The sequence below is a fragment of the Streptomyces sp. NPDC098781 genome (genome assembly GCF_044759995.1).
In the GTDB taxonomy this organism is placed as follows: Bacteria; Actinomycetota; Actinomycetes; order Streptomycetales; family Streptomycetaceae; genus Streptomyces.
This window is the reverse complement of sequence record NZ_JBIWAK010000001.1, coordinates 131,322-151,397: the sequence shown is the minus strand read 5'-3', so window position 1 is coordinate 151,397 and position 20,076 is coordinate 131,322. Positions and strand designations below refer to the sequence as shown.

General features: G+C 70.5%; 14 protein-coding genes and 2 pseudogenes. 3 read left to right on the top strand and 13 right to left on the bottom strand.

The genetic code is table 11. The features are described from left to right. Positions 1 to 247: 247 nt before the first annotated feature. The 6 genes and pseudogenes from ACIQWG_RS00695 to ACIQWG_RS00670 form a co-directional block, all read right to left on the bottom strand. Positions 248 to 486 (bottom strand): annotated as a pseudogene (locus tag ACIQWG_RS00695) (transposase); the annotation flags it as partial. A 512-nt stretch (positions 487 to 998) separates the two neighbouring features. Further along, positions 999 to 3,434 (bottom strand): SAV_2336 N-terminal domain-related protein, encoded by a 2,436-nt coding sequence (locus tag ACIQWG_RS00690; protein ID WP_404088760.1) that lies wholly within the window; start codon positions 3,432 to 3,434, stop codon positions 999 to 1,001. 7 nt (positions 3,435 to 3,441) lie between these two features. Further along, positions 3,442 to 4,512 carry an AAA family ATPase gene (locus ACIQWG_RS00685; protein ID WP_404088759.1) on the bottom strand — a complete coding sequence of 357 codons (1,071 nt, stop codon included), beginning with the start codon at positions 4,510 to 4,512 and terminating at the stop codon, positions 3,442 to 3,444. A 38-nt stretch (positions 4,513 to 4,550) separates the two neighbouring features. Continuing rightward, positions 4,551 to 6,569, bottom strand: a complete 2,019-nt coding sequence (locus tag ACIQWG_RS00680) for a hypothetical protein (protein WP_404088758.1) — start codon at positions 6,567 to 6,569, stop codon at positions 4,551 to 4,553. After that, positions 6,566 to 7,807, bottom strand: a complete 1,242-nt coding sequence (locus tag ACIQWG_RS00675; protein WP_404088756.1) for a hypothetical protein — start codon at positions 7,805 to 7,807, stop codon at positions 6,566 to 6,568. The genes ACIQWG_RS00680 and ACIQWG_RS00675 overlap by 4 nt, the downstream gene beginning before the upstream one ends. A gap of 33 nt (positions 7,808 to 7,840) precedes the next feature. Further along, entirely contained in the window at positions 7,841 to 8,944 is a 1,104-nt protein-coding gene (locus ACIQWG_RS00670; protein ID WP_404088754.1) for a GntR family transcriptional regulator, read from the bottom strand. A 120-nt stretch (positions 8,945 to 9,064) separates the two neighbouring features. Here ACIQWG_RS00670 and ACIQWG_RS00665 point away from each other — a divergent pair. The 3 genes and pseudogenes from ACIQWG_RS00665 to ACIQWG_RS00655 all read left to right on the top strand — a co-directional run. After that, positions 9,065 to 9,589, top strand: a pseudogene (locus ACIQWG_RS00665) (winged helix-turn-helix domain-containing protein); the annotation flags it as partial. A 12-nt stretch (positions 9,590 to 9,601) separates the two neighbouring features. Further along, positions 9,602 to 9,991, top strand: coding sequence for a Fur family transcriptional regulator (locus ACIQWG_RS00660; protein WP_404090742.1), 390 nt, complete (start codon positions 9,602 to 9,604; stop codon positions 9,989 to 9,991). A 300-nt stretch (positions 9,992 to 10,291) separates the two neighbouring features. Further along, positions 10,292 to 11,692 (top strand): hypothetical protein, encoded by a 1,401-nt coding sequence (locus tag ACIQWG_RS00655; RefSeq protein ID WP_404088753.1) that lies wholly within the window; start codon positions 10,292 to 10,294, stop codon positions 11,690 to 11,692. A gap of 451 nt (positions 11,693 to 12,143) precedes the next feature. Here ACIQWG_RS00655 and ACIQWG_RS00650 read toward each other — a convergent pair whose 3' ends face one another. The 7 genes from ACIQWG_RS00650 to ACIQWG_RS00620 all read right to left on the bottom strand — a co-directional run bounded on the left by ACIQWG_RS00650 (position 12,144) and on the right by ACIQWG_RS00620 (position 20,064). Further along, positions 12,144 to 13,079, bottom strand: coding sequence for an L-tyrosine/L-tryptophan isonitrile synthase family protein (locus tag ACIQWG_RS00650; RefSeq protein WP_404088751.1), 936 nt, complete (start codon positions 13,077 to 13,079; stop codon positions 12,144 to 12,146). A 151-nt stretch (positions 13,080 to 13,230) separates the two neighbouring features. Beyond that, complete coding sequence (locus ACIQWG_RS00645) at positions 13,231 to 14,475, bottom strand: cytochrome P450 (protein ID WP_404088749.1); 1,245 nt, start codon at positions 14,473 to 14,475, stop codon at positions 13,231 to 13,233. 13 nt (positions 14,476 to 14,488) lie between these two features. Further along, positions 14,489 to 16,309, bottom strand: coding sequence for an asparagine synthase (glutamine-hydrolyzing) (gene asnB / locus ACIQWG_RS00640; protein ID WP_404088747.1), 1,821 nt, complete (start codon positions 16,307 to 16,309; stop codon positions 14,489 to 14,491). A 17-nt stretch (positions 16,310 to 16,326) separates the two neighbouring features. Continuing rightward, positions 16,327 to 17,736 (bottom strand): MFS transporter, encoded by a 1,410-nt coding sequence (locus ACIQWG_RS00635; RefSeq protein WP_404088745.1) that lies wholly within the window; start codon positions 17,734 to 17,736, stop codon positions 16,327 to 16,329. 123 nt (positions 17,737 to 17,859) lie between these two features. Continuing rightward, on the bottom strand, positions 17,860 to 18,084 hold the full coding sequence (locus ACIQWG_RS00630) for a hypothetical protein (protein WP_404088743.1): 225 nt from the start codon (positions 18,082 to 18,084) through the stop codon (positions 17,860 to 17,862). A 21-nt stretch (positions 18,085 to 18,105) separates the two neighbouring features. Continuing rightward, the gene (locus ACIQWG_RS00625) at positions 18,106 to 18,936 is read right to left on the bottom strand and encodes an ABC transporter ATP-binding protein (RefSeq protein ID WP_404088741.1); all 831 of its coding nucleotides are present in this window, start codon (positions 18,934 to 18,936) and stop codon (positions 18,106 to 18,108) included. A gap of 60 nt (positions 18,937 to 18,996) precedes the next feature. Then, positions 18,997 to 20,064 (bottom strand): FecCD family ABC transporter permease, encoded by a 1,068-nt coding sequence (locus ACIQWG_RS00620; protein WP_404090739.1) that lies wholly within the window; start codon positions 20,062 to 20,064, stop codon positions 18,997 to 18,999. Positions 20,065 to 20,076 lie beyond the last annotated feature (12 nt).

Below are 20,076 nucleotides of genomic sequence, written 5' to 3'. Positions count from 1 at the left end.
CCCGTCCGAGCTCGCGGGTGGAGTGACGAAAACAGCGGTCGTGTCGCATTCAGAGCAGACGTGGCCGTCAGGCGAAGATCGGCAATCAGGCTGCGTACGCGGCCCAAGAAGTGGACCAGAACCAGTTCTCGTGGACAGAGCCGCCCGACATAGTCACGCGATGTCACCTCGTACTGCGAACGCATACATTCCCCAGTGGCGCCCATTTGGCCCGTCATGATCGTGCCCCTTGTCGTGGTGTAGCCGATCAACGGGTCGGCTTGTTCGTGATGTTGGGAAGTGCGGGGGCGCTTTCGGGGAGCTCGGGGTAGAGCTTGTCCATGCTGCCTTCGGGGAGATAGCGGCGGGGAAGGCGATCCATTCGTCGTGCATCTCGCAGAGCGCTGCGGTCGTTAGCCGTTCCAGGGCGGGCGGGTTGGGAAAGACCTGGACGACGTCGGTGCGACGCTTGATCTCGCGGTTGATCCGTTCCAGCGGGTTGGTGGACGGGACTGAGACAGGGCCATCGTGCACTCCTACCGCTTGAACTGGCGTTTTAGCAGGGAGAGTTGCACGATGGCTCGCCTTTGGTCAGGGAGCGGCCACCCGCATCAGGTGTGCGCCCCGGGCAGACGCCCGCGCACTCCCACACCTTGATCGGCTACACCACTACAAGGGGCACGATCCCCGTCATATCCGCCGTATCGCCCGCTCGTTGCTGCGCGAATGGGAGCCAGCGAAGCTGTCCGACGCCGGGGAACTCTGAGTGACGGAGCTGGTCGCCAATGTCGTGCGTCGTGTCCCGTATCGGCAATGTGCGGTACTGGTGCTGCGAGTGCCCGAAGGAGTACGGGTCGAGGTCTGCGGAGACTCTCGTCAACTTCCCTGCAGGCCACTGGAGTTTGTGTTTAGGCGGAGAGCGGGCGGGGGCGGATATTACTGGACGCGGGTGGTGGACAAGGGGGTATGAGGGTGTGGTCCGGGGGCAGACCATGTGGTGCGAGTGTCTGGGGTGAAACCTACAGCTCCTCGAACAGCTCCCACCAGGAAGCGAACCACTCCCGTGTCTCCTCCGTCCGCTCCTCGGGAAGCAGATGCAGCCTGTCCGGACCGGCGCCGGGCAGGTGGACGTGCGATGTGAGCACGGTCCGGTCATTGATCAGATACAGCTCGGTGGGGGGCTCGGTCGCGGATCTCCGCACCTGGAACGACACTTCGGCGGAGCCTCGCTCCGCCCACGCCTCAAACATGCGCTGCAGCTGCGACATATCGCTGTCGTCGGTGTTGTCACCCATGACCAGGACCCGTATGCGGATCGGCGTCTGGCGCGGTGCTGGGGTGGTCTGGTCCACGAACATGAATGCCGCGAGCAGGGCAGTGACACTGCTGACGATCGCGTCGACGGTCACCTGGGGGAAGCGGAACGCGTCGCCGATGGCACGGTTCAGCTCGGTGAGCCGGTCCACTGCCCGGGGCGACGCCTCCAGGACAGGGACAGGCGGGCGCGATACCTGGGCGATGACGATCATCGGCTTGTTCCCGCGGGATCGGACCAGACCGAGGGTGACCAAATCCCTCAGGGCACGCTGCACGGTTCCGCGGGAGACATCGAATCGGTCGGCCAGCTGCTGCTGCGGAGGCAACGCACCTCCCACCGGGTGGACGCCGTAGGCGATCTCCTGCCGCAACGCGTCGGCGACGACCTGGTACGCGGGTCGGTCGTCCGGCCCGGGAGCCGTCGTCCGGGCGAAAGGCAGGGCGTCGGAGGCGATGACACGGGTGCCGGCCGTGGCGATGGTGCCCTGGAGCGCGAGGAAGTCGCCGGTGCCGCGACGGCGGTTCAGGTAGGCGGAGACCTCCGCACGGACGAGTTCCAGCGCTCGGACGTCGGAGATCTCCTCGCGGCGCCGACCGCCCAGGAGCGCGTCGCGGACACCCGGGTGGAAACGGAACTCCGTGTACGTCGGGTCGGTCCGGTGGTCGGCGGACCAGGGGGTCAGCAGTCCGCCCAATGCCACTTCTGCGAGATGCCCGTGGTCCGATGCGGGGAGCATGGCGCGGCGCACGATGTTCATCACGGGGAGCGTGAGCGGTACGGCGGCGAGGAAGCCCGCGAGTTCTCTGGCCGTGGGCGTGGCGCTCTCCTCGAACCAGCGCACCGCCTTCAGCGCGGCCTGGTCCGCCTCGTTCACCTCGTCGCCGTACGGCTCCGAACCCCCTGGCCGGAGCGACGAATCGTCGGGGTACGCGCCCGTGAACCAGTCGGCGTCGAGAGGGAGGCAGGGCAGGTGGTGCCAGCGGCCACTGCCCGAGACGAGAGAGGCGAGCACGGACAGCGCGTGCGGTGACGCGTCGACCACCGGCAGGGCGGCCTTCGGGACTGTCGAGAAGCCCGTGCCCAGATGCGGACGGGCAGGGGGCGGTGCGGCCAGGCCCCAGGAGACGTTCGGGGTTGCGGGCCCGACGGTGCGCAGCAGACAGTGGGCCGGCTGGACGGCGGTGCGCCACCACAGCCGCTCGGGCAGGACGTTCAGCAGGGCCACCGAGCTGTGCGAGCACCACTGGCCGACCGCTTCGCGCAGTTCGGGCCAGTGCCACATGTCGGACACCGTGTCGCTGAGGATCAGGATCAGGCTGTGCCGTCGGCCGGTGGCGATCTCCCGGGGGCTGCGCGGCACGCCGCCCGGTGTGGCGGACAAGCTGATGCGGGTGCCCGGGCGCGCGTCGTCGGCAGCGCGCAGGAACCACATCCGCAGCGCCCGGAAGAGACCGGTCTGGAGAAGGAGCGTCCGCAGTTCCGCGACCAGTTCGTGCCACAGCAGCATCGAGCGGTGGGTGTCCACCACCAGGGTCAGGTCGAGCCAGCGGTCCCGGGCCGGACGCAGCACCGGCACCAGCGTGTGATGGTCGACGCTGGCCACGACGGTCAGTTCCTCGTCCAGCTCCATGCGGTTGCCGACGATGCGGCGGCGCCGCAGGGGCCGTAGGGCACGCATGACGTCGAGCGGGTCGTCCAGGTACGCGGCCCTGCCGACGCGCACCGGCGTACCGTGCTGCCGTTTCCGTTGTGGTGGTGCCTCGGCTTCAGGAGAACTCGGGGGAGATTCGGGAGGTCTTGGGTGGTCGGAGGGTTTCTGGGGCGGCTTGGGTGTCTCGGTGGAGGTGAACAGCAGGTCGCCGGTCTCCGGGCGGCCCGTACGGGGCTTTGGCGGCGGGACCGGAGCCGGAGTGGGCGGGACCGGTCCGGGATCGGGGGGCCGTCGCACGACGGGTCCGGTGGATCCGGGACTGCGGACGTCGTCGGGCTGCCCGCCCCCGGTAGCTAAGGTGTGGCCGTCCGCCGGATCCGGGCGGGTGCCTTGCAGACAGCGGGCCAGCCACAGGACGTCGGCGAGTTCCTCCGGGCCCGCCTCCACGCCCGTGTCCGCGATGATCTGCCGCAACCTGTCGATCACGGCGGCGTCACCGGCGGTAGTCGCCGGTCAGCTGCTGCAGGGCGGTGGCCAGAAGTCCCGCACGGTCGGCGGGATCGGACCAAGCGCCGCTCAGGCGCAGTTGGATGGCGTTGAGCAACTGGTCGGTCGCGAGGTCACCGTCCGCGCGCCGGTCGAGGAACTCCTGGATGAGGTCGCGGCAGGGCTCCTCGGTCGGCGACACCCCGAGCCGTTGGCGCACGATCTGTTCCAGCTTCCCCCTGGCGGGCGGCTCGATGCGCAACTGGATGCATCGGCGCAGGAAGGGCGGCGGGAAGTCGCGTTCGCCGTTGCTGGTCAGGACGATGACCGGGAAAACGCTGCACTGCACTTCGCCGCGCTCCACCCGCACATGGGGGACCGGGCTGTCCTGGGTGCCGATGCGTACCTGGGGATGGTGTGCGGCGGCACGGGCCAGTTCGGGGATCTCGAAGGCCCCCTCCTCGAAGATGGTCAACAGGTCGCCGGGGAGGTCCACATCGCCCTTGTCGAGTTCGTCGACGAGTAGCACGCGCGGCTGTTCCTGCGGCAGGAGCGCGGTGCCCAGCGGGCCCAGCCGCAGATAGGAGGCGATCGACGCCGTACGCGAAGAGGCCGGACCGGTCTTACGGGACCGGGCCGCCCGCCGCACCGACCGGTTGCGCGGCTCCGCCGCCAGATGCCTGAGGTTGGCGTCGTGCAGCCGCCCGATCGCGTCGTATCGGTAGAGGCCGTCCCGTACGGTGCTGCGGCTGGTGATCGGCCAGCGCAGCACCGGTCCGAGCCCGAGGTCGGTGGCGATGCTGTACGCCAGCGTGGACTTGCCCACCCCGGGCTTTCCGGTGACGAGCAGCGGACGGCGAAGGTACAGGGCGGTGTTGACGGCGTCGGTCTCGGCGTCGTCCGGAACGTAGCCGAGACCACGCTGCCTGGTCTCCTCCCAGGCCGTACCGCTGCGGGGCGGCCGGTAGTCGGGGTCCGGGGTGCCGGTGAAGCGGCGCCAGGGCGGCAGGCCGGCGCCGAGCCGCTCAAGCCGTTGAGCGGGGGTTCCCGAGCCTTGGTAGATCCACCAGTCCTTCACTGTGTTCCCGTCCTGAGTGCTGTCCTGCGGGGGCGTGTTCACTTCAGTGGCCGAGGCGGGAGTCTTCGGTTGGGATCGTCCCACAGGAGCACGAGCGGGTGGCTCCAGTCCTGGTCGGACGGGTCCACGCCACCGGCCACGACCCGCAGTCTGCGCAGCGCGCTCGGCAGGTTCCGCAGGTCGACCCCGGATTCGGAGGATGCCAGGGTGGTGGCCAGATCGCCCGCGGAGCCGCTCGGTGCTCCGCCCCTGCGCCACAGCACGATGGGTATCCCGGCCTTGTGGACGGCCGTCAGCGCGTCCCCCAACAGGGCGGGAGCGAGGGGGGCCAAGACACATACCGGGAGACCGTTGAGCTGCAGGAGTCCGGAGAGATTGTCCGGAATCCGGTCATCGGCGAGGAGCCAGACCGGGTGCCGGGCGTCGGGTGTCGGTGCCTCCCAGAGGCCCCCGCCATGACGTTCGTACGCCTGCCATTTCCGCATCCAAGTCCTGAGCCCGACTCTCTTGCGCTCGTCGGGACAGCGCACCACGACCTCGAACAGGAAGCCCATGGGCTCGGAGCCGTCTTCGGGCCCGGTCGGCACAGCCCAGCTCTCGAACTCCTCCTCGACCAGCGGGAGGGGGACATGGAACTCGACGCGTGCGATGTCCGGGTCGTCTCCCAGCGGGTCCCGTTCGGCGTCCGCTTCGACCAGCTTGGCCACCTGCTCGCCGATCTCGTCGCGGGCGGCCGCCAGCACCAGGGCGGTCCCGGAGTCCCACGCCGATGTGAACCCGTCCCGGTAGTGCCAGATGCGCACTAGATAGGTGTCCTCCTTGACCGCTCTGGTGAGTTGCACATGCAGGGCGGCAGGCTCCGTCGGGGGCTGCGGCGGGGCCGGTACCGGCTCGGCGCCGATCCGCTCGCGGGTGGCATCGACCCAGGAGGCCAGCCGCGCGCCCCAGTCCCGGTCCGGGGAGTGCGCGGCCAGATAGCGGACGAAGGCCAGGGTGAGCGCTCTGCCGGGCCGACCCTGTCGCTCGTCGAGATCGTGGACGATCTCGGTCAGGCCGCCCGAGGGCAGGCTGTCGGCGGGAGCGGCACAGCCGCAGACCCGGAAGGCCCATCGGTAGGCGTCGTGGACGTGGGGCGGCAGACCGCGGCGCTGTGCCAGGACTTCGAGGTCGTCCCAGGCCGCCTGGTCCAGGATCGGCGCCGGAGGCTCCGCGGCGAACGCGGGCCAGGGGTCGTCGAAGAGCGCCGAATCGTTCCATCCACGATGAATCTCGAACGTCGGCGTCTGCCAGGTCTCCCCTGTCTCGCGCAGTCTGTCGAACTCGGCCTGGAGCCGACGGGCCGCGTCCGGCAGGTGGCGGATGCTCTGCCCCACGCTCATGTCCCTCAGCGTGTGCACGAGTTTCCTGGTGAAGAGCCCGGACTGCCGGTCCGCCTCGTTCTTGGCCGCCTCGCCCGGCCGCGCGGCGTAGAGGACGAACTGGCGCCGCTCGCCAGTCAGGTCACCCCTGCCGTAGTCGAAGTTCCCGAAGGTCAGCTGCGGGATGAGCCGGTGGTCCACACGGCAGGCGTCGACGAGAGCGACCTGGTGCCGGAAGAGGCTGGGATTCACGGAGGTGGAGCGCCACCAGCGCAGCGTCGACTCCAGGTTGAGATGGCTGGTGTTCTCGGTGGTGGCGTCGGCGCAGGGCAGCAGCAGGCCCCCGCGGTGGTCCACGAAGCCGTGTCCGGCCCAGTAGATCCACAGCAGATCGCCGTCGCACGCCGGGAGTTCACGGAACAGGGCCTGCCTGATCCCCGCCTCGGTGGCGGGCCGGTGCTCCGGCAGTCCGTCCTGGTCGGCGAGGCGGGTTTCGGGCAACGGGGAGAGGAACAGCCGTACGTTGCACGACGGCACCCCGCCGGGGCCGGTGATCCACCGGGTGAAGTTCAGGGCGTCCTGAGCCGCGCCGGGCAGCTTCCAGTCACTGCTGACCTCGTCGTAGGACTCCACTCCGACCACCAGCGCGTACGTTCGCTCCGCGACGATGTCGGGCAGGTCGTCGGCCGTTCGACTCACCCGGCCGTCCCTGCGGCTATGCGCTCGTATACGTGCTCGTACAGGGAGTCGAGTTTCCAGTAGGCGCCGTGGGAGAGCGGAAAGGGCTGACGGCTGGTCACTTCCCGGTCCGTCACCCGGGTGTCGCCCGGGAACACCGGTTCGGCCCGGAACGCGAGCAGGTCCTGACGGTCGTAGACGTTCAGCCAGTCCGGGAAACGCGGCGGGAGGTGGGCGCCCGGCGGCAGCCCGGTCAGGGCCCCGCATTCGTGCAGGTAGGGGGCCTGCGATCCGACCGTGACGAGCAGCCGTACCCGCGACAACGGTTCCTTCCGTGCGGCGGCCATCGCCAGTACGTCGACCAGCGCGATCCCGCCCAGACTGTGGCCGATCACCACCGTCGGCCCGGCGGCACCGGCCAGCAGTTTCTCCAGATGCGCGCGCAGTGGGCCGCCCCGCGCCTGATAGCGCAGGATGTCTCCCAGCGCGGGCGCCGAACCGTCGGTGAGTGGCCCCCGCCAGTGGTTCAACGCCGGCTGCGCCAGCATCCGCAGGGCCAGGGTGCCGAGCGCGGCCACGGCCCGGCCGCCGGGCACCCGTGCGGTTCCGCCCAGCAGACCGCTGAGCAGATCCACCAACCGGTCCCGCTCGGCACCGGTGCACACCGTGTCCTGGCCCGCCGTGGCGAGGAGTACGGCCGTCACTGCACGGGCGGTGGCCGTGGCCACTTCGCGGGCGTCTACGACCTGGCGGGCCTGTGCGCAGGCTCCGTTGAACTCCGGCGCGTCCGCGACATGGCGCAGGGCGGGGTGGTAGTGGTCGACGACTCCCAAGGTGTCGAGCAGCGTCGGAAGTTCGTCCGGATCGCCGCTCTCCGCCTGGCCGGTGCGCCGCGCCGCGAGGTCGGTGAGTCGCTGAGCGACCGTGTCACCCGCGGACCGAACCCCGGGCATGCCGAAGCGCCCGTCGCCCGACGGCACCGCCAGCACCCGCAGTTCGCACAGCGGGTCCGCCAACAGGAGCGACCACAGGGCGACTTCCTGCTCTCCGGGCCCGGCTGCCGGCACCCCACGCGTCACCTGGGCGGAGGGGAGCGACCGCAGCCCGTCCGCCACCGTCACGCCGTAGTCGTCTCCCCAATAGCAGGGGACCGGATCGGCGTCGGGCAGATGGCGGCGCAGTCCGTCGGCGACGAGCGTGAACGACTTCTCGAAACTCGCCTGTCTGACACCCGTGCCGTGCACGAAAAGGACCCGCAAACCCGCTCGCCCCCTTGGCCCTTCCTGTTCCCGCTACGACGATACCCTCGGGGGCGCCGCGTTTGCCCAGGTGTGATCGAACCACTGCTTTGCCTTGTTCACGATGGTGAGTTGCTGGGGGTCGGCCGTGGAGTGGTGGTGGAGCGCCGCCTCGAAGCCGAGGGCGTCGTAGACCTCGATCTCCTCGTAGTCGTCCAGCAACACAGGGCGGCGTACGACGCGGTAGTAACCGGTGATGAGTTCGGTGCTGTTGAGCAGATACAGCTTCTGCATGGGCACCACCGGGCTCTCTCGACATTCAAACCGGAGCTCTGAGACCAGCCTCTCCACCTCGAGTCTCCGCAGCGCATGCCGGATCGACTCCGTGTGGCGGATCGCTATCTGCCGGAGTCGGTCCAGCATCCGGCGGTCCTCGGGGTCATGCACGGCCCTGGCCAGTTTGAAGTCGCCGTCCGTGCGTGGCAGCAACAGGCGCACGCTGATCGATTCGGGCCGGATCTCCCCGAGCCGTGTCCTCTCCATCTGCAGCCGTATATGCGTGTCGAGTGACTCACTTGTCAGGGTGAAGACGTCGAGGGTGACAGTCGGGGATGTGAAGGCGGCGGAGATGTGCGTACCCAACTGTGCGAAGCGTCCGCCCGATGGTGCTCGCCGCGTGGCAGGTGTTGCGAGCACGCGGGTTCCGCTGCCCTGTCGTGATTCGACGTATCCCTGCGAGTTCAGCTCTCGCAGTGCGCGTTGGATGGTGTCGCGTGAAATGCCGAATTCGCCGGCCAACTCGCGTTGGGTCGGCAACATCGCACCGGGAGGGTAGGTACCGTCGACGATCCGGCTGAGCAACGCAGTCACGACCTGCTCGGCGGTACGGCCTGCTGGGGCCGGGGTCGAGGTCCTGGGTGTCCTGAGCACGCGGGTTCCGCCGCCCTGTCGTGACTCGACGTATCCCTCCGCGGTCAGCGTGTGCAGTGCGCGCTGCACAGTGTCGCGTGACACGCCGTATTCCTCAGCCAGTCGCCGTTGTGGCGGAAGCACAGAGCCGGGTGGGTAGGCACCTGTGTCTATCAGGTGCAGCAACGAGGTCACGAGACGCGCGACCTCGCGACCTGCGGGCCTCTCCCCGCCGGGCCCTTCGTCCATGCCTCCCATTGTGCCGATGGTGTAGCCGGCTACACCACTTCGTCGGGAGAGCGGTACATCGTGGCGGCGGGCGCGGACGGGATCGTGAATCACAGATCGCGGGTCGCAAAGTCTACAGCCATGGCACGATCCGCCACGGCGCCCTGGACCAACGAGCCACTGGCGGTGGCGAGCGACAACAGCAGGGTGGCGACTGCCACGCCGACCAGAAGGGCAGCGCCGAGTCGCTCGTCGCGGTACGCCTCGCGTACAGAGAGGACAGTGACCTGTGGGCACCGCTTGTCATCCGTGGTGATCTCTCCCGTGCTGGGTGTGTGCTGGGTCTACCAGGAAGGCGACTTGATGGCGATGGAGGGGCCCCAAGGCGCGGCGCGGCGGCACCTCAGCCGACCGCAGCGACCGAGTCGAACAGTCGGAGGCGTGAATGCATTACGGGGCCTCGTGCTTGGCTTGGTCGAAAGTCGCGGGCTTGCTCCAGACGAGGCGTCTGAACCGACCAATTACGAACGCGTGGCAGAGGCAATCCGCACGGACATCCTGAACGGCACATTCCCCCAGGAGGACCGGCTGCCCACGCAGCAGGCCCTCGCCGACCGCTATTCCGTCTCCCGGAGCACCGTGCGCCGTGCTCTGGAGCAACTGCGTCTCGACGGGCATATCGCGAACGACCCAGCTTCCTCCGGCGTCGTCCCCGCTCGCGGCCGAGCCGCCCGCCAGCGGGCCGTCGTGGCAGCGGCCCTGGACGAGCTGAACGAGTTCCGCAGCGCCCAGGACCTCCACGACTTGCTCAAGCACAAGGGTGACTCCATCGAGTTGACGACGGTGTACCGCACCCTCCAGTCCCTCGCGGACGCTGGCGAGGTCGACGTTCTGCGTACCCCCGACGGCGAGTCCGTCTACCGTCGTTCCACCTGCGAACACGACCACCACCTCGTCTGCCGCGTTTGCGGCAAGGCCGTCGAGGTCGAGGGCCCGGACGTTGCGAGGTGGGCGGAGGCGGTCGCGGCCGAGCACGGGTACGTGGACGTTGCATGGCGTCGCTGGTGACGACGACTCCTGGCAGGTCGGCGATGGTGTCCAGCAGCGGTTGAAAGCAGGTGATCCCGTTCGTCTTCTCACCGACGTCCAGCTGGCCCAGGACCAGGCCGGTGGCGAGCTCCAGTGCGGCGAGCAGGTGGATTTTGCGGCCGTTCGCGGCGGCGCCAGCTACACCCTTTACGCAAGTTGACATCCCCCTGAATGACATGTCCGGTTTCGCGTCATGGCCGCCCCTGCGCACTTGTATGCGCCCCGATGTTCCGAACTACCGTCCCGCCGGCCAGAGCACGCGGAGACGATGGGGGACACATGGCGAGAACTGCGCGACAGATCCTGGCCGCACTCAGCCGCTCTACGAACGTTCACGTCAGGTCGACGGCCGAACTGGCCGCGCACGTGGACTCCGCGGCTGCGGCCATCGACAAGAAGCGCCAAGAGAACGGCCAGGAAGCAGTCCGCAGGAAGACCGACCTACGGCCGGTAGCGCTGGCCGAGCACGGCCGGGCCATCAACCTGACGCCGTGGCAGGTCCTGCACGCCGTAGCGCGCGGCTACGTGCTGGCCGGCCAGGGAATGGGGCGCGGGCTGGCAGAGCACTGGCTGAGCCTGAAATTCTGCGAGGCGCTGGACAGCAACCGCGCGGGCGCCATGGACCTCACCGCCAAGGGCCGCTCTTCCGAGAGCTGGTACAAGGGCATGCAGGCCCGAGAGCTGGCAGTCGGCTTCGGACTCGCCGTGGCGGAGCACGTCGTGCAGCAGCGCTACCCCGACCACATCGTCTCGGTCGTGGACACGAACACCGTGCTGCGAGCCGGCTGGCCGCTGAGCGTCTCCCAACGGAACAAGGTCTCACGGCCCCGGCCCGACTACCTCATCGAGGCATGGAAGCCCGGCGAGCCATCGAAGGTCATATTCGTGGCCTGCCGGGGAAACCACCAGAAACCGAGCAAGCGAACCGGCCGAACTCGCAGCACCACGATCCGGCAGCTGGTCAAGGGAGCCGAACTGACCGAGGGCATGCAGATCGGTCCATGGAACACCACCCCGTGCCTGATGCTGTCCACCGAGCTCATGGGCCAGGGTGGGGTCGTGGTCAATGTGCTGCAATCCCCCGGCGAAGCGCTGCTCCCCCTCCGTACACCCGGCGCTCCGGGAAACGCCGACGAGGAAATCAGAGACAGGTCCGGAATCCCCTACCCCAACGCCATTCGCATACCGGCCCGCGACGGCAGACGGGCAAGGACGGTCGACGGCTTCCAGGTGGGAGAGGACGACCTCGCCTGGTTCGGCCAACTCCTAGCCCGTACTGCAGCCGCCGGCCTGACCGCCTTCTCGGGCGGAGGGAAATATGCTGCCCGATACCTCACCGCCCGCCAAGGACGCGAGCACTACGCCGTGCCTGCCTTCGCCGCGACATCAAGCATCGACGACGCGGACATCGAAGTCGGTGACACAAAATTCGTCGGCACGGACCACGTCTTCCGCATGGGGGCCGCACGCATCGAGGCATTCTCCGGAGTGGAGTCAGGACTGTACGAACTGATCAAAGACGGCCGCATCGAAGAGTACCGGCGGGCAGTCTACGATCTCCGCTCCAAACGTCAGAAAAACCATGAGAACGGGAAATGGAAAGCCCCGATCTCATTCCAGGGCGACGGCACCGTCATGGCCCTCAGCGTCCTCCCCATCCGCCGACGGCGCCTCCTCTGAACAGCGGCTCACGGGATCTTGGCCCGTCTGCACTCACCGCTTCGGGTGCGCCAGAGCGAGCGGTCCGCCTGCCAGAGGGGGCTCCGCCACCATCGAAGCGCACCTCTCAGGACCCAGCACGGAATCAGCACGGGACAGTTGGCCAGGGATGACGAGGGGTGCCCGCAGGTCAGCACCAAACCAGCACCGGGATCAGCAGCGAGCTCATCCGGAGCGAACCGGCAACGCCCTGACCTGCGCATTTGCCGAAATCGGCAGGGTCACGCTAAGCGGCGCCCCGAAAATGTGTGCAGAATTTTCATGAAATCGCTCTGCCCCGCACGTTTACCCCTACTGCGCCTCTGGAACCAGCACGAACCAGCATGGGGCTCGCCGTCAACGCCCACCACGCTAACGCCTGTCGCCTCCTCATCCACCACTGACCTGGCCCGGGCCCGTCTCCCCCGGCCGCTCAGCCCTGCTCGAAGTGGCTCGGTCGGCCGTCGCGGTGGACCAGGCGGCCCAGTCGTTCGGCGCGGGCGCGGGGCATGAGGGTCCAGGTTCCGTCGGTGCGGCGCAGGGCGGCGGAGTGCCAGGGGGTGGTCCAGGCGTCCGGGGCGTCGAGGAGGCGGATGCCGAACTTGGGGTCGCCGACAGGCTGCGGGTGGATGGACAGCCGTACGGCGCGCGGGTGGTGCTCGGCGATCAGGGCGCCCCAGGCCCGGCTGCGCTGGATCACGCCGTACGCGCGTCTGCGGCACTCGCGTTGGAGGGCGGAGCGGGTGCCGGTGAAGTCGGCGGTGTCGTCGACCAGGAAACGGGTGATGCCCCGGTACAGGGCGAGGGTGTGGTTCTCGGAGCGGACCTCCGCGCGCAGCGCCTCCGGGGTGGGGGCGTACTGCTCGTGCACATGGGCGCGTTTGGCGTCGTGCGAGCGGTCGCCGAGGACGTCGCGCAGGTCGAAGACGGTGAGCCGGTGCAGGTCCGCGTCCCGGATGAGGGCTCTGAGGGCGTCCGAGTAGGCGTCCACGCGGTCGTCCGGGACGTGGATCAGATCGCCGAAGACATGGCCGTCGGAGCAGATGATCACGCGGGCGCCGGGGGCGTGGATCCGTTCGATCTCTCCGCAGAGCCGGTGCAGGAAGGTGAGGGACAGGCGTTCGCCCTGGTCGGGGAGGTGGCCGAGGACCTTGGCGGGGTTGGGGGACTTGCAGGGGAAGCCGGGCAGGGTGAGGACGACGGGCTCGTCGGCTCGTACGAAGTGGTCGATCCGGCGTAGCTGGTGCGGGAAGGACTCCGCGGGGGCGGGCGCCGGGTCGGTCGTGCGGTGGTGGGGCAGGAGCAGGTCGAGGACGGCGGCACTGATGCTGCTCGTGGAGCGGGTGTCCGGTGCGGTCGTCAGCGGCATGAGGTGGGGTCCTCCTGGACGGTGTGTAGGCGTGCGGGCATGGCCGTGCGGCGCCTCGGCGGGGTGGGCCGGACGCCGACGGGGCGTGGAGGCGGGGCTCGGTGTGGGCGGGCAGCCGCCGTCGGTCAGCCGGGGTGTGTCACGGGGGCGGTCAGATACGGCGGTCGTAGCCCACGGGCAGCCGGTTGGTGCCGCGGCCCAGGACCGCCGGGATCCACTCGATCCCCTCGTCCCTGATCGTCAGGCGCAGGCCGGGCAGCCTGGTGAGCAGGGTGCCGAGGGCGATCTGGAGTTCGGCGCGGGCGAGGGCGGCGCCGGGGCAGAAGTGGATGCCGTGGCCGAAGGCGAGGTGGGGGTTGGGGGTGCGGTCCAGGTCGAGGGTGTCGGGGTCGGGGAAGCGGCGCGGGTCGCGGTTGGCGGCGCACAGGGACACGATCACCGAGTCGCCGGCCGGGACCCGTGTGCCGTGCAGGTCGCCGTCCTCGGCGAGGAACCGCCAGGTGGTCAGCTCGAAGGCGCTGTCGTAGCGCAGGAGTTCGTCGACCGCGCGGGGCATCAGCTCCGGGGTGTCGCGCAGGCGGGCGAGTTCTGCCGGGTGGCGCAGGAGGGCGATCAGGGCGGTGGTGATCTGGTTGGTCACCGGCTCCTGGCCCGCGACCAGGAGCTGGAAGATCATGGAGTCCAGCTCCTCCTGGGAGAGTTCGCGACCGTCGCGGGCCACGACCAGGCGGCTGAGCAGGTCGTCGTCCCCGTGGTCACGCTTGTGCGAGACGACCTCGGCGATGTAGCTCTGCAAGCCGTGCAGCCGTGCCTCGTACCGCGGGCGCCCCGGGTCCGTCGGCCCGACCGGCTGGACGACCTTGCCCCAGTCCCGGTCGAAGCGTGCCGCCAACTCGGGCGGGAGGCCGATGACTTCGGCGAGGACCTGGAAGGGGAAGTGGGCGGCGAAGCCGGCGACCAGGTCGGCGGGGCCGGTCTCGGGCAGGGCGTCCACCAGCGCGTCGGCGAGTTCCTTCAGGCGCGGGCGCAGGCTCTCGACGCGGCGCGGGGTGAAGGCGTCGGTGACCAGGCGCCGCATGCGGGTGTGCTGGGGCGGGTCCTGGTGGAGCAGGTGGACCTGGAGCTGGGAGTGCTGCGGCTCGGGCATGATCGAGGCGCGGGCGCGCCAGCGGTCGTTGCCCCGGTCGTGGTTCTTGCCCAGGCGGTCGTCGTTCAGAGCGGCGTGGGCGGCGTCGTAGCCGGTGACGAGCCACGCCTGGACCCCGCTGGGGAAGAGGACCCGGTGGACGGGACCGGCCTCGCGCATCCGCTCGTACAGCGGATAGGGGTCCGCCTTGTAGGGGCAGCCCATGAGGGGGACGGGGTCCGGGGCCGTCTCGGGTTCCTGGATGGTCATGGAACGGGACTCCTCAGAGAGCGAGTTCGGGCTGGTGGTGGTCCAGCCACAGGGCGAGGTCGACGACACGTTCGAGGCGGAGCCGGTGACCCCATCGGAGTCGGTCGGGTGCCGTGTCGAGGCAGGGTTTGATGCGGGTCTCGTCGGCGAGGGAGCGGACGGTGTCGTCGGTGAGGGCTTCGCGGGCCAGGTTCTGGAGGCCGCGGTTGTAGTCGGGGTGGTGGGTGGCCGGGTAGTGGTTCTTGGGGCGACGCAGCACCGAGTCCGGCGCCAGGCCCGTGCTCGCCGCGCGCAGCAGGCTCTTCTCGCGGCCGTCGAAGTTCTTCAGCGACCACGGCACGGCGAAGGCGTACTCGACGAGCCGGTGGTCGCAGTACGGGACGCGTACCTCCAGGCCCTGCGCCATGCTCAACCGGTCCTTGCGGTGCAGGAGTTGGCGCAGCCAGCGGGTCAGGGACAGGTGCTGCATCTCGCGCTGCCGGTGCTCGGCGGGGGTTTCGCCGTCGAGGTGGGGCACGGCGGCCAGGGCGCTTCGATAGGTGTCGTCGCGGAACTCGCCGATCCGCAGGTCCAGTTCCGGATTCAGCGGCATCGCGGCCTCGTCGCCGGTCACCAGCAGCCACGGGAAGGTGTCGGCGGCGAGGGCCTCGGGGTCGTGGAACCACGGGTAGCCGCCGAAGACCTCGTCGGCGGCCTCGCCGGACAGGGCGACGGTGGAGTGCCGCCGTATCTCCCCGAACAGCAGATACAGCGAGGTGTCCATGTCGCCGACGCCGATCGGTGAGTCGCGGGCCGCGACGACGGCCCTGCGGTGCTCGGGATCGAGCAGGGCGAGCGGATCGAGTACGACGGTGCTGTGGTCGGTGCCGATGAACGCGCCGGCCTCGGTGGCGTACGGGGTGTCGTGGCCGGTGCGCAGCACGTCGCCGGTGAAGCGCTCGGCCTGGTCGCTGTAGTCGACGGCGTAGGAGCGGATGCGGGCGTGCGGGCCCTCGCGCAGCCGGAGTTCGTCGGCGAGCAGCGCGGTCAGGACGGTGGAGTCGATGCCGCCGGACAGCAGGCTGCACAGCGGGACGTCGGCTTCCAGCTGGCCGCGCGCTGCCGTGCTGACCAGGTCGTGGACGTGGGCGACGGTCGCGTCCCGGTCGTCCGGGTGTGCGCCGGGCTCCAGTCGCCAGTAGCGGCGCTCGCGGACGCCGTCCCGGTCCAGGGCGAGGACGCCGCCCGGCTCGACCTCCCGTACACCGGACCACACCGTAGGCCCGGTGTTGAACAGCAGGCTGTACGCCTCCCGCAGCCCGTCCGCGTCCACCCGGGGCCGTATCTCCGGGTGCGCGAAGAGCGCCTTCGGCTCGGAGGCGAAGGCGAGTCCGCCGTCGACGGCCGCCCAGTACAGCGGTTTCACGCCGAGCCGGTCACGGACGAGGAGCAGCCGCTGGGCGCGCTCGTCCCAGACGGCGAAGGCGAACATGCCGTCCAGGTGCTCGGCCACCGCCTCGCCCCACTCGGCGTAGGCGCGCAGGACCACCTCGGTGTCGCTGCGGGTGCGGAACTCGTGCCCCGACCGCCGCAGTCGCGCACGGAGTTCGTGATGGTTGTAGATCTCGCCGCTGTAGCTGAGGACCAGCTGACCGAGCGGATCGGTCATGGGCTGCGCGCCGCCCGCGAGGTCGATGACGGCCAGCCTGCGATGCCCGATCGCGGCCCGTTCACCGAGCCAGACACCGCCCGCGTCGGGGCCGCGCGGGGCGAGGGTGGCGGTCATGGCCTCGATGACCGGGGCCTGGGTGCGGGCGTCCTGGTGGAAGGACACCCAACCGGTGATTCCGCACATGGGGTACGACTCCTCGGTCAGCGGTGGGCGGCGGACGCCGCGTCGGTGGACTTCTCGGGCCGCGGCGCCGACGGGCGCGCGGGTAGCGCGAGCAGGGGTACGGCGAGACAGGCGGCGATGGCGGCCGGCACCAGGCCGGACCGCGCGCCGGCGTCCGGGCCGGCGAGGCCCCAGACCGCCGTGGCCAGGGCCGGGCCGAGCGTGAAGCCGAGGCTGCGGGCCAGCTGGACGGTGGAGCCGACGGTGGCGGCGCGGTCCGGCGGGGCCGCGCCCATCACCAGGGCCTGCGCGGGGCCGCCGTTCACCCCCATTCCGATGCCCGCCAGGGCGAGGCGCCAGGCGAGGTCGGGCGGGGACCAGCCGTCGCCCAGCGGGAGGAGCAGCAGCAGGCCGGCGGCGGTGAGCGCGGCGCCGGTGACCGCGACGGGACGGGCGCCGAACCGGTCGGCGAGGCGTCCGCCGAGCGGGCCGGCCAGCGCCATCCCGAGCGGGAAGGCGAGCACTGTCAGGCCGGTGGTGGTCGCGCTGACTCCCTCGTCGCGCTGGAGGTGCAGGGCGACCACGTAGTGCATGGCGGCGAAGCCCAGGGCCAGCGCGAGCACCGCGCCGTGCGCCCGCAGCAGCCCGGCCGCCCGCAGCACACCGGCCACCGGACGGCCGCCGGGCCCGCGCAGCCACCACCACAGCGGCGGTACGGCGACGAGGGCGAGCGGCAGCCAGGCGGAGGTGCCGGACGCCAGGGTCAGGGTCAGCAGCAGGGCGGTGACGCCGGTCGCCACCAGCAGCGCGTCGGCCAGTTGCGGCCGGTCGGGCGCGCGCAGCCGGCCGTCCCGGGGCATCGCACGCCGGGCGACGACGAGTGCCACGAGACAGAACGGGATCTTGACGAGGAAGATCCACCGCCAGCCCAGCTGGTCGAGGATCAGCCCGCCGGCCGCCGGCCCGGTCACCGCGCCCAGCGGCCCGAGTGTCGCGGGCACACTCATCGCGCGGCCACGCAGCTCCGGCCGTACGGAACGCAGCGCCAGCACCGGCATCAGGACGAACAGCACGGCGCCGCACGTGCCCTGCCCGACACGGGCGGCGATCAGCCACGCCACCCAGGGGGACACGGCAGCCAGTGCGCCGCACAGCGCGAAGCCCGCGGTCGCGGTGAGCAGCGCGGGGCGGGCGCCGACGGTGTCGAGCCACCGGCCGACGGGCAACAGCAGGGCGACCACGGGCAGTTGATAGCCCAGCACGGCCCATTGGGCCGTCGCCGCGGGCACCCGCAGGCCCTCGGAGATGTCGGCGAGGGCCACGTTCACGATGTTCATGTCGAGCATCGCCACGAACGACAGCGCGCCCGCCACCGCCACCATCAGCCAGCGGTCGCCGGCCGCCGGTATGTCCCCGGGCCGCTCCGCACCGGAACCCTGGTCGGACACCTGCGCTCCCCCCACTCGGGTGGGCTGCCGAGCGGCAGCCTCATCCCAGAAGTCGGGGGAGTCAGGTCATGAGTTCCCGGACTTGGCCGGAAATATGGGAATTCGTGCTCGGTCGGGGGCGGGTCAGGCCGTCGTCACACCGTCGAGCCTGCCGGACTTGGCGTCCTCGACGAGGTTCGCGAACTGGTCGGCGCTCATCTGGACCCGCTGCCCGAAGTCGTCGGTGAGGACGACTCGGCGTTCGGCGGGGGCGGCGGGGTCGACGAACAGTTGGGGGCATCCGCAGTTGCAGTTGCCGCAGAAGGTCGCCACCGGTTCGAGGCCGGTCGGCGCGTCGATGTCACTCATGGTTCCACCCTTTCCTCATCCCTACATTTCCCGGGAACTCGACGACAATTCGGTGCGGCTCCCCGACGGGGGCGCCGCGTCCGCCGATTCCCGGTGGTCGAAGGCGATCAGCGGATCACCGGTCAGCGGGTGCTCGACGACGGCCGCGCGCACGCCGAACACCTCGGCCAGCAGGGCCGGCCGCAGCACCTCGCGCGGCCGTCCGGAGGCGACCACCCGGCCTTCGTGCAGGACATGCAGCCGGTCGCACACGGAGGCGGCGGCGTTCAGGTCGTGCAGCGACACCAGAGTCGTCCGACGCCGTCCACGCAGCAGGGCGAGCAGTTCCACCTGGTGGCGGATGTCGAGGTGGTTCGTCGGCTCGTCCAGGACCAGGACGTCCGGCTGCTGGGCGAACGCGCGGGCCAGCAGCACGCGTTGACGCTCGCCACCGGACAGCTCCGTGAAGCGGCGCTCGGGGTGCTCGGCCATGCCGACGTCGGCCAGGGCGGTGGCGACGACATCCCGGTCGGTGGCGTCCTCCCCGGCGAAGGCCCGCTTGTAGGGGGTACGGCCCATGGCGACGACCTCGCGGACGGTCAGCTCGAAGTCGCCGCCGCGTTCCTGCGGCAGCGCGGCGACGTGCCGGGCCGAGCGGGCGGGGGTCAGCTCGCGGACGTCGGTGCCGTCGAGCAGGACGCGCCCCGCGGCGGGCTTCAGATGCCGGTACACCGTGCGCAGCAGGGTCGACTTGCCGCTGCCGTTCGGCCCGACCAGGCCGGTGATCTCGCCCTCGGCCGCGATCAGTCGGGCGCCGGCGACGACCGTACGGCCGGCGTAGGCGACCTTCAGGTCCTCGATGTCGATTCTCAACGTCCGCTCCCCCGCCTTGTCCGCTCGCTCAACGTCCGCTCACCCGCGTCTTCCGCGCGCTCAACTTCCGCTCCCCAGGCGGCGGTCCAGCAGATACAGCAGGGCCGGAGCGCCGATCAGCGAGGTGACGACCCCGACCGGCAGTTCCTGGGTGTCCATGGCCGTACGGCACACGATGTCGACCACGACCAGCAGCAGCGCGCCGAAGAGCGCCGACACCGGCAGCAGCCGGCGGTGGTCGCCGCCGACGACCAGGCGGCAGGCGTGCGGGACCATGAGCGCGACGAAGGCGATGGCTCCGGACACGGCGACGAGCACGCCGGTGAGCAGGCTGGTCACCGCGAACAGTTCCCTCCGTAGCCGTACGACGTCGATGCCGAGGCCGGCCGCCGTCTCGTCGCCCATCAGCAGTGCGTTGAGGCCCCGGGCGCGGGCCTGGAGCAGCAGCAGGACCGCCGGGACGGCCACCGCCGGGGCGGCCAGCAGTTCCCAGTCGGCGCCGCTCAGGCTGCCCATGAGCCAGAACAGCACGCTGTGGGTCTGCTGCTCGTCCCCGGCCTGGAGGACGAGGTAGCTGGTGAAGCCCGACAGGAACTGGCCGATCGCCACTCCGGCCAGCACCAGCCGCAGCGGCGCGAATCCCCCGCCGCGCCGCGCCACCGCCCAGACGAGGGCGAAGGTGGCCAGAGCTCCGGCGAAGGCGGCGCCGGACAGACCGAGGCCGAGGACCCCGCCGGTGCCGAGGCCGAGCACGATGGCGGCGACCGCGCCGAGCGAGGCGCCGTTGGAGACGCCGAGGAAGTACGGGTCGGCCAGCGGGTTGCGCACCAGGGCCTGCATCGCCGTACCGACGAGACCGAGCCCGGCACCCACCAGGGCCGCCAACAGGGCGCGGGGCAGCCGGAGTTGCCAGACGATCAGGTCGTCGGTGCCGGGTCTCGGGGCCTCGCCGGTCACCCTGCGCCAGACCACGCTCCACACCTCGCCGGGCGGGATCGATGTGGAGCCCCAGGCGACCGCCGCCGTCAGGGCCGCCAGCAGCGCCACCCCGAGGAGCAGCGCCAGCGGCCCGGCGGGCACGGATCGCCGGATCTGCGCGTGCGGCGTGTCCGTGCCCTTCCTGCGCACCGGAACGTCGAG